The organism is Methanobrevibacter filiformis, from assembly GCF_001639265.1.
GTDB lineage: Archaea > Methanobacteriota > Methanobacteria > Methanobacteriales > Methanobacteriaceae > Methanacia > Methanacia filiformis.
This window is the reverse complement of record NZ_LWMT01000066.1, coordinates 1-18699: the sequence shown is the minus strand read 5'-3', so window position 1 is coordinate 18699 and position 18699 is coordinate 1. Positions and strand designations below refer to the sequence as shown.

Here is an 18699-nt window from a genome sequence, read left to right as displayed (position 1 = left end):
ATATAATTAATACATTAATAATGCTATAGCTGAATTTTGCTAATTTAAAATATTATGCTCCTAATTATAGTAGTAAAGTATTTAAGCTACTTTATACTAAAATGATGTTGTCGATATATTTTTGTTTAATATGTATTGAGTGCCTCGGTAGCTCAGTCTGGTGGAGCGCGAGACTTGTAATCTCGTGGTCGCGGGTTCAATTCCCGTTCGGGGCTTTCTAGTCATATGATTTTTCATATAATTCTAATGAATTTTCTTGACTTGAACTTTTTAATTTCAATAAAGTATTTATATTAAGAGTGTTATATACTATTTTATAAATCTTAGGGGACCATAGGGTAGCTTGGTCGATCCTTTGGGCTTTGGGAGCCTGAGACTCCGGTTCAAATCCGGGTGGTCCCATATCCCGCCTTAGCTCAATTTGGCAGAGCGTTGGACTGTAGATCCAAATGTTGCTGGTTCAAGTCCGGCAGGCGGGACTTTTTATAATTCACATACACTTAATGTATATAAAATATCATTCATATACATTTAGTGTATATAAAGTATCATTTACATACATTCAGTGTACATGAATATCATTCACATACAATGATTTAATGTTATAATTCGTTATATATCTTTGATAAATCTATTTAATAATCAGAATTAAATAGAAACATTTATAAGTGATTATATCTAACATTTGTATTGTGTGTTGATTTTTTCACATGCAAATTTTAATTAATTGAATAATATATTGTTATATCTAATTAGTTGAATACTTTATTAGCTATATCTTCAATCAATTTAATTATTTTTGCCCTGGTGGTGTAGGGGCTATCATGCGGGCCTGTCGAGCCCGCGACTCGGGTTCAAATCCCGGCCAGGGCGTTTATTTCATAATCTATGAAATATTAGATTAATAGCTATTAATTGATTCTAATTTTGGAATCATCTTTAATCTTTTCATTTATTACTATTTCAGTGTACTATTATATGTATGTAAAATAGTTAAGTTTATATATAAGTTAAATCAAACTTATAATATCTTGATGTTAATTGTTGAAAGGGCCCGTAGCTCAGTCTGGCAGAGCGCTTGGCTTTTAACCAAGTGGCCGCGGGTTCAATTCCCGTCGGGCCCGTTTCTAATTCTAAATTCTATTTAATATTATTCTAGCTGGAGTGAATAGTTTGAAAAGAGATATCTTAAAACATGAATTGGTTCCAGACCACGAAATTCTGGCTGAAACTGAACTTAAAAAGATTTTTAAAGATGCTGATTTTACTCAAGAACAATTACCAAAGATTAAAATAGATGATCCTGTTGTTAAAGAGATCGATGCTAAAGTTGGTGATGTGTTACAGATCACACGAAAGAGTTCTACAGCAGGCACTTTTGTAACTTATCGAATTGTTGATGGCTGATTTTTTATATTATTGATTTTTCACATGCTATTTGTATATATGAATTTTTGTTTTATTTTGTTTTAGTTATACTTTATATTTAATTATAATGTGATATGTATTTCACATATATGTGTATATGATAAAAGTATATATAGTTATATGTTATATAATATAGTATATTCAAAACTAATAATTTAGAATTAACTTCAATAATTGATAAGATTATCAAAACAATTTAATAAATTAACCATAAAAAACAATACAATTATTCATGATTCTGACCACTAATTAAAAAATGTATTAATTTTAATGATTTAATTTGACTTATTATTAAAATGTTTAATTAAATTTTAATTCAATATTTTAATATAATTTTGCTCAGTATTTAATGTTTATTGTTTTTAACTTTATAAATATATGACATTAATTTATTATTCATAGTGCTTTTTATTAGCTAGTGGAGTATTGTTCAATTGGATATTATTAATATCATTATTATCTGTCTTAATTTAATCGAAAACTTTATATTTGTTATTTAATCTGGAGGAGTTCCATGAAAAATACATGGGGATTGGTAGATGCATTTTTTGATAAATACAATTTAGTTGACCATCATATCAAATCATACAATGATTTTGTTAATAATCGTATACAAAACATAATTGATATAACGGAACCTATTAGTATAGAGCAAGGAGAGTACACTATTCGGACTGGGAAGTTAAAATTAGAGCCTCCAGTTGCAAAAGAAGCGGATGGTTCAAAAACTTCTATTTATCCTAGTGAAGCACGACTTAGAAGTTTAACTTATTCTGCAAAATTAAGTTTAGAAATGGCTTTAGATCGAAAGGAAGAAGAAAATCCTTTAAAATTAATTGACATTGGTGAGTTGCCAATAATGGTTAAATCTGATGCATGTCATTTAAACGGTTTAACTGATGAAGAACTTGTTGTAAAAGGTGAAGATCCTCAAGATGCTGGAGGATATTTTATTGTTAATGGTTCTGAAAGAGCAGTTGTTACTATGGAAGAAATAGCTCCAAATAAAGTTATTTTAGAACGTCTTGGTGATACTATTGATCGTAGAGCTAAAGCAATAGTTACTTCTATTAAAAGTGGTTTCAGAGCAAGGATTACTTTAGAATATAGAAAACCGCGTAAAAGTGGAGTTTTCCTAAGAATTTCCTTCCCATATGTTCCAGGAGAAATTCCATTAGTTGTTTTACTCAGAGCATTAGGATTATCAACAGATGAAGATATAATCACAGCTATTTCTGATGATTTTAATTATCAAATGGTAATAGCTGATGATATGCAAGTATCTGAACCTGCCTTAAAATTAGATTCTAAAGAGATGGAAGGGCTTTCTAAAGAAGAAAGAAATGAATATTTACGAATTGCAGCTATTAAATACATAGGAAATCGTGTAGCTAAGGGAATGACCGAAGAATATCGTATTAAACGGGCAGAAGACATTATTGACAGATATTTACTTCCTCATATGGGTATTGAAAGTGAAAAAAGAAGAAATAAAGCTATATACTTAGCTGAAATGACTGAAATGCTACTTCAGGTTATAAATGAAGAAAGAGAACCTCACGATAAGGATCACTATACTAATAAAAGATTAAGAGTTTCTGGTGATCTTATGGAGGATCTTTTCAGAGTAGCATTTACAAATTTAACCCGTGATATGAGTTATCAATTAGAAAGAAGTATTTCTAGAGGAAAGGAGCCTTTGATTAACCAAGCAGTTAGATCCGATGTTCTAACTGAAAACATTAAACATGCAATAGCTACTGGTAATTGGGTTGGTGGAAGAGCAGGAGTTAGCCAACTTTTAGATAGAACCAGTTACATGGGTACTTTATCTCATCTTAGACGGGTTGTTTCTCCTTTAAGTAGAAGTCAACCTCATTTTGAAGCAAGAGATTTGCACCCAACACAATTTGGTAAAATTTGTCCTAATGAAACTCCAGAAGGACCTAATTGTGGTTTGGTAAAAAACCTTGCACTTATGTGTAAAATATCTGAAGGATCTGATTCTGAAGAGATTGAAAGTGTTATCCGTGAAATGGGAATTATTAATGAATAAATAAAATAATAGCTGTTGATTTAATAGCTATTAAAATTTATTTGTTAAGATTATTATTCCTTAACTTATTTAATTTACTAAAATTTATTTAATTTATCACTTAATTCATTAAAATTATTCGATTTATAATTTAATTTATTAAAAATTATCAAGTTATTATTATGTTATAATGATTAAGCTATTTAATTAAAGTAACTATATTTTGGAGGAATCTTGTGACAAAAGCAGCTAAAATTTATATAAATGGGGAGCTCATTGGTACTTGTGACGAACCCTTAGAGTTTGTTCAAGAAATGAGAGAGAAAAGAAGAAGTGGAGAAGTTTCTGAAGAGATGAATATAACTTTCTATGAAGATAATAACGAAATTTATATATTTAACGATCCTGGAAGAGCTAGAAGACCTCTTATCATAGTTAGTGGAGGAGTTCCTCTACTTGAAGAAGCTCATATTGCTAAAATAGCTGAAGGTGAGTTAAAATGGGATGAATTAATGCAATTAGGTGTTGTTGAATACCTTGATGCAGAAGAGGAAGAGAATTCATATATTGCTATGAGTTTAAAGGATTTAAATGAGCATCATACTCATTTAGAAATAGACCCTTCTACAATGCTTGGTATATGTGCAGGTATTATTCCGTTCTCAGACCACAACTCTTCTCCAAGGAATACAATGGAAGCAGGAATGACAAAACAGGCATTAGGATTATATGCTTCTAACTATTCATTCCGTACTGATACAAGAGCTCATCTTATGCATCATCCTCAAACACCACTTGTTAAAACACGAATTATTGATGCAACCAATTACGACAAACGTCCTTCTGGTCAAAACTTTGTAGTAGGTGTTATGTCTTTTGAAGGGTATAACATGGAAGATTCCTTAATTTTAAACAAATCTTCACTTGAGAGAGGAATGTCAAGATCATCATTTTTCAGATCCTATGAATCATCTGAGCGAAGATATCCTGGAGGTCAAGAAGATAAGTTTGAAGTTCCAGATAAAGGAGTTAGAGGATACAGATCTGAAGAAGCGTATAGGCACTTAGATGAGGATGGAATAATTAATCCGGAATCATACGTGACATCTGGGGATGTATTAATTGGAAAAACATCTCCTCCAAGATTTTTAGAAGAAATTGATGATTTTGGCGGGTCTGGAGAGAGAAGAAGGGAAACATCTTTAACTGTACGTCATGGTGAAAAAGGTATAGTTGATGCAGTTCTTTTAACTGAAACAGTTGAAGGGAGTAAGTTTGCTAAAATCAGAGTAAGAGATACAAGACAACCAGAATTTGGAGATAAATTTGCTTCAAGACATGGGCAGAAAGGGGTTGTTGGACTTATTTTATCTCAAGAAGATGTTCCATTTACAGAAGATGGTGTTGTGCCTGATTTAATTGTAAATCCTCATGCTATTCCTTCAAGAATGTCTGTTGGGCAAGTACTTGAGATGGTAGCTGGTAAGGCAGGATGTTTAGAAGGTGAAAGAGTGGATGGAACTCCATTCAATGATGATTTAGAAGGGGAAGTTAAACAAGCACTTTTAGATAATGGATTTGAAGCTGCTGGATGTGAGTCACTTTATAATGGAATGACTGGAGAGAGAATTGAAGCAGAAATATTTGTTGGAGTAGCTTATTATCAGAAACTTCACCATATGACAACTGATAAAGTTTATGCACGTTCAAGAGGACCAGTTCAAGTTCTTACAAGACAACCTACAGAAGGTAGGGCTCGTGAAGGAGGTCTAAGATTCGGTGAGATGGAAAGAGATTGTCTTATTGCTCATGGCGCATCTTTGGCACTTAAAGAAAGACTTTTAGATGAATCTGATAGTTATAGGGCTATTGTGTGCGAAGATTGTGGAATGGTTTCAGTACATGATAAAATAAGAGATAAAAAATACTGTCCAATTTGTGGAGAATCAGAATCTTTCCCAGTTGAAATTGCATATGCATTTAAATTATTATTAGATGAGCTTAAAAGTTTATGTATATTCCCTAAACTAGTTTTAGAAGATAAAGCATAATTATTATCTTATATTAATTTATCTTATTAATTATTTAATATGTATATTATTATTATTATTAATTAGTTATTATTAATTTAATTAGATTAATTTATTATTAAATTGCATTATTATTCATATTTAATTAATCTAAAACTTACAATCATTACAACTCAACTTGATATTTATTACAACTTGTCATATGATTATATTTTTAAGGAGCGAATATATTGAAAGGAATAATAAAACAAATTTCCCAAATTAATTTTGGTTTGATGTCTCCAGAGGATATTAGGAAGATATCTGTAACTAAGATTGAAACTCCAGATACTTATGATGAAGATGGTTATCCTATTGAAAATGGGTTAATGGATCCTCATTTAGGTGTTATAGACCCAAGTTTAAGATGCAGGGCATGTGGAGCTAAAGGTGGAGACTGTCAAGGACATTTTGGAAGTATTGATCTTGCAAGACCTGTTATCCATGTTGGTTTTGGAGATACTATTCACAAAGTACTACGTTCTGTATGTACTGAATGTGGGAGAGTACTTTTAAATGATACTGAAATTGCTCATTATAGGGCTAAACTTAAGGATTTAGTAGCTAATAATGAAAATCTTAAAGATATTATAAAAGAAATTTATAATGTTGCACATAAAGATAAATGTCCTCATTGTGGTGTTGAAAAGGAAGAAGTAAAAATAGATAAACCTATTTCTATAATCAGAGGAGATTATAAATTAACTCCAAGTGAAGTTAGGGAATACTTAGAACAAATTTCGAATGATGATGCATTTGTCTTAGGAATCAATCCTGAAGTAGCACGTCCTGAATGGATGGTTTTAACAGTTTTACCAGTTCCTCCTGTTACAGTTAGACCTTCAATTACTTTAGAGACTGGTGAAAGATCTGAGGATGATTTAACTCACAAGTTGGTGGATATTTTAAGAATTAATCAGAGATTAATTGAAAACATGGAAGCTGGTGCTCCTCAACTTATTGTAGAAGATTTATGGGAACTTCTCCAATACCATGTAACAACTTATTTTGATAACGAAGCTTCTGGTGTTCCACCTGCAAGGCACAGATCAGGAAGACCTCTTAAAACATTAGCACAAAGACTTAAGGGTAAAGAAGGACGATTTAGAAGTAATCTTTCTGGTAAACGGGTTAACTTCTCTGCTCGTACAGTTATATCACCAGACCCAAATATTAGTATTAATGAAGTCGGTGTTCCTGAAATGATAGCTAAAGAGGTTACAGTTCCAGTTCAAGTAAATGAGTGGAATATAGACGAGATTAAGGAGTACATTGAAAATGGTCCTGACATTCATCCTGGAGCTAACTATGTTATTAGATTAGATGATCGTAAAATAAGGGTTTATGATGAAACTAAAGAAGCTATTCTTGAAAGATTAGAACCTGGTTTTATTGTAGAGCGTCATCTTAAAGACGGAGATATTGTACTTTTTAATCGTCAGCCTTCACTTCACAGAATGTCTATGATGGCACATGAAGTAAGAGTTCTCCCCTACAAAACATTTAGGCTTAATTTATGTGTATGTCCTCCATACAATGCAGATTTCGATGGAGACGAAATGAATATGCACGTTTTCCAAACTGAAGAGTCTCGTGCTGAAGCTAAATCTTTAATGAGAGTTCAAGAACATATCTTGTCTCCAAGGTTTGGCGGACCAATTATTGGAGCTATTCACGATCACATATCTGGAGCATATCTTTTAACACGAACTGGTTCAACTTTCACTGAAGAACAAACATTACAACTTATTAGAAAAGCTCGTATGCCAATTCCTAAACGTAAAAACAGAGATTGGACTGGTAGGGAAATATTCAGCTTACTTCTACCTGATAAACTTAACATGGTGTATACAGCTGAAATTTGTAGAAAATGTAGTGTTTGTCTAGAGCGTGATTGTCAATATGATGCATATGTTGTTATTGAAGATGGAGAACTTTTAACTGGTGCTATGGATGAAAAAGCATTCGGTTCTTTCTCAGGTAAAATCTTAGATAAAATCATGAAAGAATATGGTTCAAATACAGCAAGAGAGTTCTTAGATCAATCTACAAGTTTAGCTATTTCTGGAATCATGAAAGTAGGAATTACTACAAGTACTAATGATGAAGAAATTCCTATTGAAGCTAAAGAACGTATTGAAGCTCACTTAGATGAAGCAGAACAAAAAGTAGATAAACTTGTTGAAGCCTATGAAAATAATGAACTTGAATCATTACCTGGCAGAAGCTTAGAAGAAACCTTAGAAATGAAAATCATGCAAGTTCTTGGTGAAGCAAGGGATAAATCTGGAGAAATAGCTGAAAGTTACTTTGATATGACTAACCACTCTGTTATAATGGCAACTACTGGTGCAAGAGCATCTATGCTTAACCTTACTCAGATTACTGCTTGTGTAGGTCAGCAATCTGTTCGTGGAGGTCGTATTGACAGAGGATACATCGAAAGAACCTTACCTCATTTCAGAAGAAATGAATTAGGTGCTAAAGCTCGTGGTTTTGTTCATTCAAGTTATAAAGAAGGTTTAGATCCAATAGAATTCTTTTTCCATGCTATGGGTGGAAGAGAAGGATTAGTGGATACAGCTATTCGTACTGCTCAAAGTGGTTACATGCAAAGAAGACTTGTAAATGCTCTTCAAGATCTTAATGTAAAAGAAAATGGTTTAGTTACTGATAACAGTGGAATGGTAATTCAAACCATGTTTGGTGAAGATGGTGTAGACCCTGCTAAAAGTGATTATGGTAAAGCAGCAGACTTAGATAAAATAATTGATGAAATGAGGATTAAAAAATAATGGATTAAACTATCAATAAATTAAACTAATCATTGGTTTATTTATCATTGTAAATATTATTTTGTAATGTTGGTTTATTTATCATTGTAAATATTATTTTGTAATGTTGGTTTATTTATCATTGTAAATATTATTTTGTAATGTTGGTTTATTTATCATTGTAAATATTATTTTATCTATTAAAGGGTGATTTTGTGGAAAAAACAATAGAAAAAGTTATTAAAATAGCTAAGAAGAAAAAAGCTGAATTCCCAGAAAGCTATATTCTTGATATTGCTGATGCTTCTATTAGACGAGAACTTAGTGATAAAGAATTAGAAACTTTAATCATTAAAGTCAGAAAAGCTTATGAAAGATCTAAGGTTGAAGCAGGTGAAGCAGTTGGAACAGTAGCTGCGCAGTCTGTTGGAGAACCTGGTACACAGATGACCATGCGTACTTTTCACTATGCAGGGGTAGCTGAGTTAAATGTTACCCTGGGACTCCCACGTCTCATTGAAATTGTTGATGCAAGAAAAAAGATTTCAACTCCAACAATGGCTATTTATTTTGAAGAAGAATATGGGAATGATGAATCATTTGTTAAAAAGCTAGCTAATAAAATTGGTAAAAGCACAATGAATGACATTATTCTTGATCTTAATATTAACTACATAGATATGAAAGTTGAAGCTACATTTGATGTTGCTAAGATTGAAGATAAGCAACTTGATTTTGATGAAATTATTGAAAAAGTAGAAAAAGCTTTTAAGAAAGTAATTATAAATGATAATGTATTAAGTTTTGAACCTCCTAAAGAAAGCATCAGAGAACTTAGACTTTTAGCTGATAAAGTTCGTGATTTACAAATTAGTGGTGCTAAAAATATTGGAAAGGTAATTATAAGAAAAGAGGATGAATGGATCATCCACACTGAAGGTTCAAATCTTAAAGAAGTCCTCAAGCAAGAGGGCGTGGATAAAATTAGAACATCCACAAATGATATTCATGAAATTGAGACCGTTTTAGGTATTGAAGCTGCTCGTAATTCTATAATTAATGAAGCACTCCGTACTCTAAATGAACAAGGTCTGACTGTTGATGTTAGACATATCATGTTAGTAGCTGATATGATGACCAATGAAGGGGTTGTTAAATCCATAGGTCGTCATGGTATCAGTGGTGAAAAATCTAGTGTTCTTGCTCGTGCAGCATTTGAAGAAACTGGAAAGCATCTTCTTAATGCAAGTATTCGTGGAGAAGTTGATAAACTAACTGGTATTATTGAAAACATCATCATAGGACAACCAATCCCCCTTGGTACTGGTTCAGTCGGTGTCATGATGAAACCAAGAAAACGTAAAGGAGGCAGATGATGGACGTAGATAGAGGAATTAGAGTAGCAGTAGACACAGGAAATGTTACATTAGGTTCTGAAAAATCAATTCAATCTTTAAAATTGGGAAAAGGCTCACTTGTTGTTGTAGCTTCAAATAGTCCTGATGAGATTATAGAAGATGTTAAATATCATTCCAAACTTTCAGACATTCCAATGTATGTTTATGATGGATCAAGTGTAGAGTTAGGATCCGTTTGTGGTAAACCTTTTACTGTAGCTACTTTAGTAATTATTGATCCAGGAGATTCTACCATATTAGATATATTGGAGTAGATTGCTGTGTCTATTAAATTCAATGCAAGTGAAATCAGATATATTGCTTTGTTTGAAAGTATGACTGGTGCAATGGTTAGAGACTGTATTGTCGATGATGAAAACGCAAAAATAACTTTTGTTGTTAAAAACGGCGATATGGGTTTAGCTATTGGTAAAGGGGGATCCAGTGTTGCTAAAGTTCAAAAAGCAGTTGATAAAGGAGTAGAAATAGTTGAACATTCAGAAGATATAACTGAATTTTTAACAAATCTCCTTGCTCCAGCAGAACTTAAAAGTATTAAAGTTCTTCAAAAAGAAAGCAAAGAACGAACAGCAACAATAATTGCAGAAGGCAAAAATAAACGCCTAGCAATAGGAAAAGCCGGTCAAACAATAGAACGAGCAAAATTACTCGCTAAAAGACAACATAATATTAGTAATATCATTTTACGATGATATTATTTCACTGATTTCGAAAAATCAAAGATTTTTCAAAATCTTATTTAATTATTTTATTTTTTTATTAATTTTATTTCTATTTTTATTAATTATTATTTGTTTTATTATTTTTATCATAACTATTATTATTTTTCTTCATACATTCACAACACTTAAGTATTTAATGTTCAGTTTTATGGTGTATTAAATTTTAGATAAAAAAACAGGAGAATCGAGATTGAAAAAAATAATTTTTTTAGATATTGATGGAGTTTTGCAACCTACATACTCAGAAAATAGATTTGATTATGTAGATGATGAAAACATATCTAAATTATACAAAAATCTTTTAAAAGAGAAATCTATTGACTATTCCATTTATGATAAATACGATGTTGCAGCTGTTTACTATGATTGGAATAAAGAAGCAGTAAGTGAATTAAAAAGGATTATTGAAACTACAAATGCCAAAATTGTCATATCCTCTGATTGGAGAATTTTTGGAGATATTCAACGACTTATAGATCTTTTTGAAATACATAACTTAGGAAAATATATTATTGACATCACTCCCAATTGGGATTATGAAGAAAGTGAGAATATAAAAAAACATTATGAAGAAAAACTTATAAATGAAGATGGTTCAATTGGATTCATCACTTCAAGAGAGTTAGAGATATTAGAATATATGAGAAACAATAATAATGAAATCGAAGAATATGTAGCAATTGATGATTTAACAATAGATAAAATTTTAAAAGAACATTTTGTTGAAACTTCTCCATACCTTACAAAGGAAGATGCAGATAAATGTATAAAAATATTAAATGGAATATATTAGGATTATTACTATTTACTGTTATTATTAACTATTATAAAAGTTTTTGGATGCGTTTACAGTGCCAGAAAAAATATATTAATTATAATGTAGAATATAATGATACTAATAATATACATTTATTTGGTGAAAATATGTCAATAATTTTGTTTCATTTACACTTAAATGGTGGCATGTTTTTAAAATTAGATGAAACAAACTTTTTAAAACGAAATTAAAGAGTTCCTCAAGTTTCATCTTGATACAAAGGTTTAATCAAAAGCTTTCATGAAATAATCAGTTTAGTTATAAGAAATGTTTTTATTAATTTTTATTAATGTATTCTAACTATTCCTTTATTATTGTCAAAATGTTTATCGATTCAGTATGCAATTTGACTAAAATAGTAGAAGGAGGTAGAAGAGGATAATTTGAGTATAATGGAATATAATGATTTTTATTTTTCAAGTTTATAATGTCTGAATTACATATATCCTACATCATAATTTAACTTCTCTTTTCTTTTTTCTATTTCAAAAACATAATCTTTATAAAGGATGTTTTTGATATATATTTATAATAGTCATGATTACTCATAGTCTATTAGTATAAATTTACTTAATCAAGTTTTTTAAGAGTATTGATATTTACTATATTGTCATAATCGATTAACAGTTTCTTGTTTTAGATTATTCCTATTTTTAATCAATAACTCAATCTTTGTGTGCGATTTAATTAATAAAACTTTTGATTAACGTTATTTATTTATAAATTCGTGTTTTAATATTATCAGCACTTTTAAATTTATAAATTATGATTATATTATAATAATTATTATAATGATAATTGTATTTTTTATATTCAATTTTATTAAAATAAATCATATTGTGTGCAAATCTTAAGTGATTTATTAAGAATATCATTGGTTAGATGTTACATTTTAGTGGATATTTTCCATTTCATGTTATTTTAACTAAACTATTATTAAATTTACTCATAAATATTTAGTGAGGGATTATATGCCAGGACTTTTCGCTGCTAAAAAGCTTAAAAAGAATAGACAAAATTTTAGATGGAAAGATGTAGAATATAAAAGGAAAGCTTTACGTTTAGATGTTAAAGCAGATCCTCTTGAAGGTTCTCCTCAAGCTCGTGGAATTGTAATTGAAAAAGTAGGAATTGAAGCTAAACAGCCAAATTCAGCTATTAGAAAGTGCGTTCGTGTTCAATTAATTAAAAATGGTAAACAATTAACAGCTTTCGCTCCTGGAGATGGAGCTATCGGGTTTATTGATGAGCACGATGAAGTAATGATTGAAGGTATTGGTGGACCATCTGGAAGGTCTATGGGCGATATTCCAGGTGTTAGATGGAAAGTAAGTAAAGTTAACAATGTTGCCTTATCTGAAATGGTTAGCGGTAAAATAGAAAAACCTGTGAGGTAATCTTATGAGTCAAATTTTTGATAAATGGGAATTAAAAGAAGTCAAAGTTGAGGATTTAGGTTTAATTAACTATGTTTGTTTAGATGAAACTATAGTTCCTCATACTTTAGGTCGTCATGTTAGAAGACAATTTGCAAAATCTAAAGTTTCTATTATTGAAAGACTTATGAATAAAATCATGAGAACTCAAAGAAACTCTGGTAAAAAGAATAAAGCATATAATATTGTTAAGGAGTCTTTTGAAGTAATCAATAAAAGAACTAAACAAAACCCTATTCAAATTCTTGTTAAAGCAGTAGAAAACACTTCTCCAAGAGAAGAAACTACAAGAATTAAGTATGGTGGTATTGGTTATCAAGTTGCTGTTGATATTGCTCCTCAAAGAAGAGTAGATCTTTCACTTGGTTTTTTAACTAGAGGGGCTTTGCAATCAGCTTTTAAAAATAAAAAGTCTGTTGCTGAATGTTTAGCTGATGAATTGATGCTTGCTTCTGAACATGATACCAGAAGTTTCGCTATTCAGAAAAAAGAAGAAAAAGAGAGAGTAGCAAGATCTGCACATTAATTAAATGTGTTGATATTTTTAATTAATAGCTATTTTGATATTATATTAATAGCTATTATTAACATCTTAAAATCAATAAGTTTTAATATAATAAATAAATATTGTTTACTATTTAGTAAATATTATATACTATCTATTATATAATATATATTGTGTATATGTAAATTAAATATAGTTATATTTAATCTATAATATCATAATTTTATTAAACATATTTTTTATTTTTAATATGTAACTTTAATAAACACTTATTGTAAATACTATTTTTAAATCTTATTTAGGTGATAGTTGTGAGTAGACGTAACAAAATGATTGAAAAAATTAAGGAGTTAATGTATCAACCTGAATTTATCAGGAACATTGGTATTGTAGCTCACATTGACCATGGTAAAACTACCTTGTCTGATAACCTTCTTGCTGGTGCAGGAATGATATCTGAAGAGTTAGCAGGTGATGCACGGTCTCTTGATTTTGATGAGCAAGAAGCTGCAAGAGGAATCACTATTGATGCTGCAAGTGTTTCAATGGTTCACAAATTCAAGGATAATGATTATTTAATTAATCTAATCGATACTCCAGGGCACGTTGACTTTGGAGGAGATGTAACTCGTGCAATGAGGGCTGTAGATGGTGCAGTTGTTGTTGTATGTGCTGTAGAGGGTATTATGCCTCAAACTGAAACAGTATTTAGACAAGCTCTAAAAGAAAATGTTAGACCTGTTCTATTTATTAACAAAGTAGATAGGTTAATTAACGAGCTTAAATTAGATCCTCAAGAGTTACAAAACAGATTTGTTAAGATAATAGCTGAAAGTAACAAGTTAATCAAAAACATGGCTCCTGAAGATAAGAAGGATAACTGGAAAGTTGATGTAGCTGATGGAAGTGTTGCATTTGGTTCAGCTTATCATAACTGGGCGATCAATGTTCCAATTATGCAAAGATCTGGTCTTAACTTTAAAGATATTATTGATTACTGTAATGAGGACAGACAAAAAGAATTAGCTCAAAAAGTACCTATTACTGAAGTATTACTTGGAATGGTAGTAGAGCACTTACCAAGTCCTCTTGATTCTCAACCTTACAGGGTTCCAACTATATGGGATGGAGATATTGAAAGTGAAGAAGGTCAAGGTATGATAAAAACTTCTTCTGAAGGTCCTTTAGCTGTTATGGTTACAAATGTTAGTGTAGATAAACATGCAGGGGAAATTGCAACTGGTCGTGTTTACGGTGGAACTATGGAGAAGGGTACTGAAATATTCCTCGTAGGTTCTCATGCTAAAGCAAGAACTCAGCAAGTAGGTGTGTTCTTTGGTGCTGAAAGAGTTAACACTGATAAGGTTCCAGCAGGTAATATTGTAGCTATTACTGGTGCAAAAGGAGCTATTGCAGGGGAAACCATCTGTAACCTGGATAAAAAGATAAAAGAGTTTGAAGGGATTGAACATATTTCTGAACCTGTTGTTACAGTAGCTGTTGAAGCTAAAAATACTAAAGATTTACCTAAGCTAATTGAAGTTTTACGTCAAGTAGCTAAAGAGGATCCTACTATCAGAATCGAAATTAACGAGGAAACTGGTGAACATTTAGTCTCTGGTATGGGCGAACTTCACTTGGAAATCATAACTTACAGAATCAATGAAAAAGGCGTAGAAATATCCACTTCTGAGCCTATTGTTGTTTACAGAGAAACCGTAGCTGGATCTGCAGGACCTGTTGAAGGTAAATCTCCTAACAAGCACAACAGATTCTACATAGAAGTTGAACCTTTAGAACAATCTGTATATGATGCAATTGGTGAAAATACAATCAAAGAAGGACGAGTCAAAGGTAAAGAATCAGCAAATGCATTCATGGAAGCAGGGCTTGAAAAAGACCAAGCTCGACGTGTTTGGGATGTATACAATAGAAGCATATTTTTAAATATGACTCGTGGTATTCAATACTTAGATGAAGTTCGTGAGCTTCTACTTGAAGGTTTTGAATCAGCACTTGACCATGGTCCAATAGCTAATGAAAAAGTTTTAGGACTTAAATTCAAACTTGTTGATGCAAAACTTCACGAAGATGCTGTTCACAGAGGACCAGCACAAGTACTGCCTTCTATTAGAAAGGCAATCTTTGGTTCCATCATGTTAGCTCAACCTGCACTTCTTGAACCAATTCAAAAGGTATTTATAAGTACTCCTCAAGATTACATGGGTAATGCAACTAGAGAAGTTCAAAACAGAAGAGGTCAAATTGCTGACATGGAGCAAGATGGTGATATGGTTGCTATCGAATCCAAGGTTCCTGTTGCAGAAATGTTTGGTTTCGCAGGCGATATTAGGTCTGCTACCGAAGGTAGATGTTTATGGTCTACTGAAAATGCAGGCTTTGAAAGATTACCTAATGAATTACAAAAACAAATCATAAGACAAATCAGAGAAAGAAAAGGTCTTTCCTCAGAACCTTATGGTCCAGATCATTATATTGGATAATCATATTTGTGGTATCTAAATATAATTTTTCTTAATTTTTTTATTTTCTTATATTTAAGGGATAAAAAGATTTATTACAATTAATTTATAAATTAAATTTTAGTTAGAAAATTAATTAGAATTTTTTAATAATTTAATATACTTAACATTCCTTAAATTTTCATTGGGCTATTGAGTATTTAACTAAAAAAAACATTAGCTATTTATATGTGTAAGTTCAAATTTAATTAAGTTAAATAATTCTTTTAAATTATCTTTAACTTGAAAAATATGAAATAATATTATTATATAAATAAAATGTTATATTAAACCATGATTTTTCATGATACTTAATAATTTTAGTAATATATATTAATATGTAATGATATATTAGTAATATTGTATACTTAATATAAGTTTATGGTATTAAAATAGTGTATGCTTAATAAGTGTATAATTATTGTATTCAATAAATTTAATGGGATATATTAAATTTTATTTAATCTAAAAATAATTGATATTTTTGGAGGTTTTATTAATGGCAAAAGCAAAAGAACATCTTAATTTAGCATTTATAGGTCATGTTGACCACGGAAAATCCACTCTTGTAGGACATTTGTTATTACAAGCTGGTGCAATAGCTGAACAACAATTAGATGAAGGAGAAAACAAATTTAGGTTTGTTATGGATAAATTAGGTGAAGAAAGGGAAAGAGGAGTTACAATTGATCTTGCTCACCAAAAATTCGAAACTAATACTTACGAATACACAATTGTGGACTGTCCAGGACACAGAGATTTCGTTAAAAACATGATTACTGGAGCATCCCAAGCAGATGCTGCAGTTCTTGTTGTAGCAGCAGACGATGGCATCATGCCTCAAACTAAAGAGCATGTGTTTTTATCCAGAACTTTAGGTATTAACCAACTCATAATAGCTATTAACAAAATGGATCTTATAGATTACTCTGAAGAGAAATTTAATGAATTAAAAAAGTCTGTTTCTGATTTAATTGCAACTGTAGGTTATAAAGATGTTCCTTTCATACCTGTATCTGCATTTGAAGGAGACAACATTAAGGAAAACAGTCCTAATACTTCTTGGTACAAAGGAAAAGCTTTAATTCCTACATTAGATGAATTAACAGCACCTGAAAAACCAACTAAATTACCTTTAAGAGTACCTGTTCAAGATGTTTACTCCATTACTGGTGTCGGAACTGTACCTGTTGGAAGAATAGAAACTGGGTTAATGAAAAAAGCAGAAAATGTTGTATTTGAACCTGCTGGAGCTTCTGGAGAAGTTAAATCTATTGAAATGCACCACGAAATGTTTGATCAAGCTGAACCTGGAGACAACATTGGTTTCAATGTAAGAGGTGTAGGTAAAAACGATATCAGAAGAGGAGATGTTGCAGGACATAGTAGCGATGCTCCAACTGTTGCTAAAGAATTCGATGCTCAAATTCAAGTATTACAACACCCTGGTGTTATAACAATAGGATACACTCCTGTATTTCACTGTCACACTGCTCAAGTAGCATGTACTTTCTTAGAATTAAGTAAAAAATTAGACCCAAGAACTGGTCAAGTAGCTGAAGAAAATCCTGATTTCTTAAAAACAGGAGATGCAGCTATAGTAAAACTAAAACCAACAAAACCTATGGTTATTGAAGAGTACAAAAAGATCGGACCTATGGGTAGATTCGCTATAAGAGACAGTGGTCAAACTGTAGCTGCTGGCATGTGTATTAGTGTTGTTCCAGCTAAATAAATCTAATAGATAAGTTTAAATATTAATTAAAAGATAATTTAGTTTATCAGTAAATAGCTATATTCTTATTGAATAACTATTTTATCTTTATTTAATTTTTATTAGATTTTAATTTAGTTAATTATATTTTTGTTTTTTGGAGGAAGAGAATGCAACAAGCTAGAATCAAACTTACAGGAACTAATCCTGAGAAGCTTTCATATGTTTGTGATCAACTTAAAAAGATAGCTGAAAGGACAGGGGTAGATTTATCTGGACCTATACCATTACCAACTAAAAAACTAGTTGTACCGACTAGGAAATCACCAGATGGTGAAGGGAAAGCTACTTGGGAAAAATGGGAGCTTAGAATTCATAAGAGACTTGTAGGCATTGGTGCAGATGAACGTGCAATGAGACAAGTTATGAAAGTTAATGTTCCAGACAATGTAAGTATTGAAATAGAACTTAAAAGTTAATTCATTGTTATAGCAGTTACTATTACTAACTGATAATTTTATTTAACCATTTTCTAAAATGTGTTAAATATTTAGCTATTTTTATTTTTACAAAAGTTTAATAAGTAGAATAGCTATAATATAATGAAGTCAATATATACTTATATGTATTAACTTATAAGATATACTTCTCAATAATTCTATATTATTTCCTCATTGCCAAGATAGCCTAGCCAGGTAAGGCGCAGGACTTGAGATCCTGTGAAGATTTTCTTCGCCTGGGTTCAAATCCCAGTCTTGGCGTTTTTATAATTTATTTTAATCATAAACAGTTTATTTTAGTTTAATTACTTTTTAATAGCTATTTTAATTTAATAGTTGTATTTATTACTTATTTTCAATATTCTCTTAACCTTTAATATTAATTTTCGCTGAATTTTCTCCATTTATTACTTAAAATTAGATTATTCTCCTTCATGCTAATGGATTGCATATTTAAATAGTTTTTTTTATTAAATTGGCTGTGCAATAATTATTTTTTGATTCTTTTTAGTTATGCTTAGTTTTAAATATTATGGGGTGTAATATATTATTAGTGTTTTTTAGTTTTTGTTGAGTTGGTGTTTATGGTTTTGCATGAAGATAGTATTGGTCAGGTGTTTTTACTTCCTTTGAATTTGAGGGACTTTATTCCAGATAATCATATTTGTTTTTTTATTGAGGAATTGGTTAGTCGGTATGATTTTGGTGATTTGCATTCTAAATATGCGGATACTCCAGGTAAGAAAGCTTATTCTAGGA

At 30.8% G+C, this 18699-nt stretch carries 13 protein-coding genes and 6 tRNA genes; all 19 read left to right on the top strand.

Annotation, left to right across the window (positions count from 1 at the left end; translation table 11 throughout):
* The first annotated feature begins 141 nt into the window (after positions 1 to 141).
* A tRNA-Thr gene (locus tag MBFIL_RS02495) sits at positions 142 to 215 on the top strand.
* Between the two features lie 112 nt (positions 216 to 327).
* Positions 328 to 402, top strand: a tRNA-Pro gene (locus MBFIL_RS02490).
* A 3-nt stretch (positions 403 to 405) separates the two neighbouring features.
* Positions 406 to 479, top strand: a tRNA-Tyr gene (locus tag MBFIL_RS02485).
* 322 nt (positions 480 to 801) lie between these two features.
* A tRNA-Asp gene (locus MBFIL_RS02480) sits at positions 802 to 873 on the top strand.
* A gap of 177 nt (positions 874 to 1050) precedes the next feature.
* Positions 1051 to 1124: transfer RNA gene (locus MBFIL_RS02475), tRNA-Lys, on the top strand.
* Between the two features lie 49 nt (positions 1125 to 1173).
* Positions 1174 to 1407 (top strand): DNA-directed RNA polymerase subunit H, encoded by a 234-nt coding sequence (locus MBFIL_RS02470; RefSeq protein WP_066971174.1) that lies wholly within the window; start codon positions 1174 to 1176, stop codon positions 1405 to 1407.
* Between the two features lie 535 nt (positions 1408 to 1942).
* Positions 1943 to 3484: a DNA-directed RNA polymerase subunit B'' gene (locus MBFIL_RS02465; protein ID WP_066971172.1), complete on the top strand. Its 1542-nt coding sequence runs from the start codon at positions 1943 to 1945 to the stop codon at positions 3482 to 3484.
* Between the two features lie 215 nt (positions 3485 to 3699).
* Complete coding sequence (gene rpoB / locus MBFIL_RS02460; RefSeq protein WP_066971170.1) at positions 3700 to 5514, top strand: DNA-directed RNA polymerase subunit B; 1815 nt, start codon at positions 3700 to 3702, stop codon at positions 5512 to 5514.
* A 209-nt stretch (positions 5515 to 5723) separates the two neighbouring features.
* Positions 5724 to 8327: a DNA-directed RNA polymerase subunit A' gene (locus MBFIL_RS02455; RefSeq protein ID WP_066971168.1), complete on the top strand. Its 2604-nt coding sequence runs from the start codon at positions 5724 to 5726 to the stop codon at positions 8325 to 8327.
* Positions 8328 to 8491: 164 nt separating this feature from the next.
* Positions 8492 to 9682, top strand: coding sequence for a DNA-directed RNA polymerase subunit A'' (rpoA2, locus tag MBFIL_RS02450; RefSeq protein WP_084266273.1), 1191 nt, complete (start codon positions 8492 to 8494; stop codon positions 9680 to 9682).
* Positions 9679 to 9978 (top strand): 50S ribosomal protein L30e, encoded by a 300-nt coding sequence (locus tag MBFIL_RS02445; protein WP_211261690.1) that lies wholly within the window; start codon positions 9679 to 9681, stop codon positions 9976 to 9978. The genes rpoA2 and MBFIL_RS02445 overlap by 4 nt, the downstream gene beginning before the upstream one ends.
* A 6-nt stretch (positions 9979 to 9984) precedes the next feature.
* Positions 9985 to 10416 (top strand): NusA-like transcription termination signal-binding factor, encoded by a 432-nt coding sequence (locus tag MBFIL_RS02440; protein ID WP_066971162.1) that lies wholly within the window; start codon positions 9985 to 9987, stop codon positions 10414 to 10416.
* Between the two features lie 220 nt (positions 10417 to 10636).
* Positions 10637 to 11239 (top strand): HAD domain-containing protein, encoded by a 603-nt coding sequence (locus tag MBFIL_RS02435; RefSeq protein WP_066971160.1) that lies wholly within the window; start codon positions 10637 to 10639, stop codon positions 11237 to 11239.
* A gap of 995 nt (positions 11240 to 12234) precedes the next feature.
* Positions 12235 to 12660 (top strand): 30S ribosomal protein S12, encoded by a 426-nt coding sequence (locus tag MBFIL_RS02425; protein WP_066971156.1) that lies wholly within the window; start codon positions 12235 to 12237, stop codon positions 12658 to 12660.
* A gap of 4 nt (positions 12661 to 12664) precedes the next feature.
* On the top strand, positions 12665 to 13225 hold the full coding sequence (gene rpsG / locus MBFIL_RS02420) for a 30S ribosomal protein S7 (protein ID WP_066971154.1): 561 nt from the start codon (positions 12665 to 12667) through the stop codon (positions 13223 to 13225).
* Positions 13226 to 13515: 290 nt separating this feature from the next.
* Entirely contained in the window at positions 13516 to 15708 is a 2193-nt protein-coding gene (locus tag MBFIL_RS02415) for an elongation factor EF-2 (protein ID WP_066971152.1), read from the top strand.
* A gap of 517 nt (positions 15709 to 16225) precedes the next feature.
* A complete protein-coding gene (gene tuf / locus MBFIL_RS02410; RefSeq protein ID WP_066971150.1) occupies positions 16226 to 17461 on the top strand; it encodes a translation elongation factor EF-1 subunit alpha in 1236 nt (411 codons plus the stop codon).
* A gap of 149 nt (positions 17462 to 17610) precedes the next feature.
* Entirely contained in the window at positions 17611 to 17919 is a 309-nt protein-coding gene (gene rpsJ, locus MBFIL_RS02405) for a 30S ribosomal protein S10 (RefSeq protein ID WP_066971148.1), read from the top strand.
* A gap of 197 nt (positions 17920 to 18116) precedes the next feature.
* A tRNA-Ser gene (locus MBFIL_RS02400) sits at positions 18117 to 18201 on the top strand.
* The last annotated feature ends 498 nt before the right edge of the window (positions 18202 to 18699 follow it).

What these genes read in the sequence shown, in the direction of transcription:
- MBFIL_RS02465 (WP_066971172.1), top strand. Translation starts at nt 1,943, where the DNA reads ATGAAAAATACATGGGGATTGGTAGATGCATTTTTTGATAAATACAAT.
- MBFIL_RS02445 (WP_211261690.1), top strand. Translation starts at nt 9,679, where the DNA reads ATGATGGACGTAGATAGAGGAATTAGAGTAGCAGTAGACACAGGAAAT.
- MBFIL_RS02425 (WP_066971156.1), top strand. Translation starts at nt 12,235, where the DNA reads ATGCCAGGACTTTTCGCTGCTAAAAAGCTTAAAAAGAATAGACAAAAT.
- rpsG (WP_066971154.1), top strand. Translation starts at nt 12,665, where the DNA reads ATGAGTCAAATTTTTGATAAATGGGAATTAAAAGAAGTCAAAGTTGAG.
- tuf (WP_066971150.1), top strand. Translation starts at nt 16,226, where the DNA reads ATGGCAAAAGCAAAAGAACATCTTAATTTAGCATTTATAGGTCATGTT.
- rpsJ (WP_066971148.1), top strand. Translation starts at nt 17,611, where the DNA reads ATGCAACAAGCTAGAATCAAACTTACAGGAACTAATCCTGAGAAGCTT.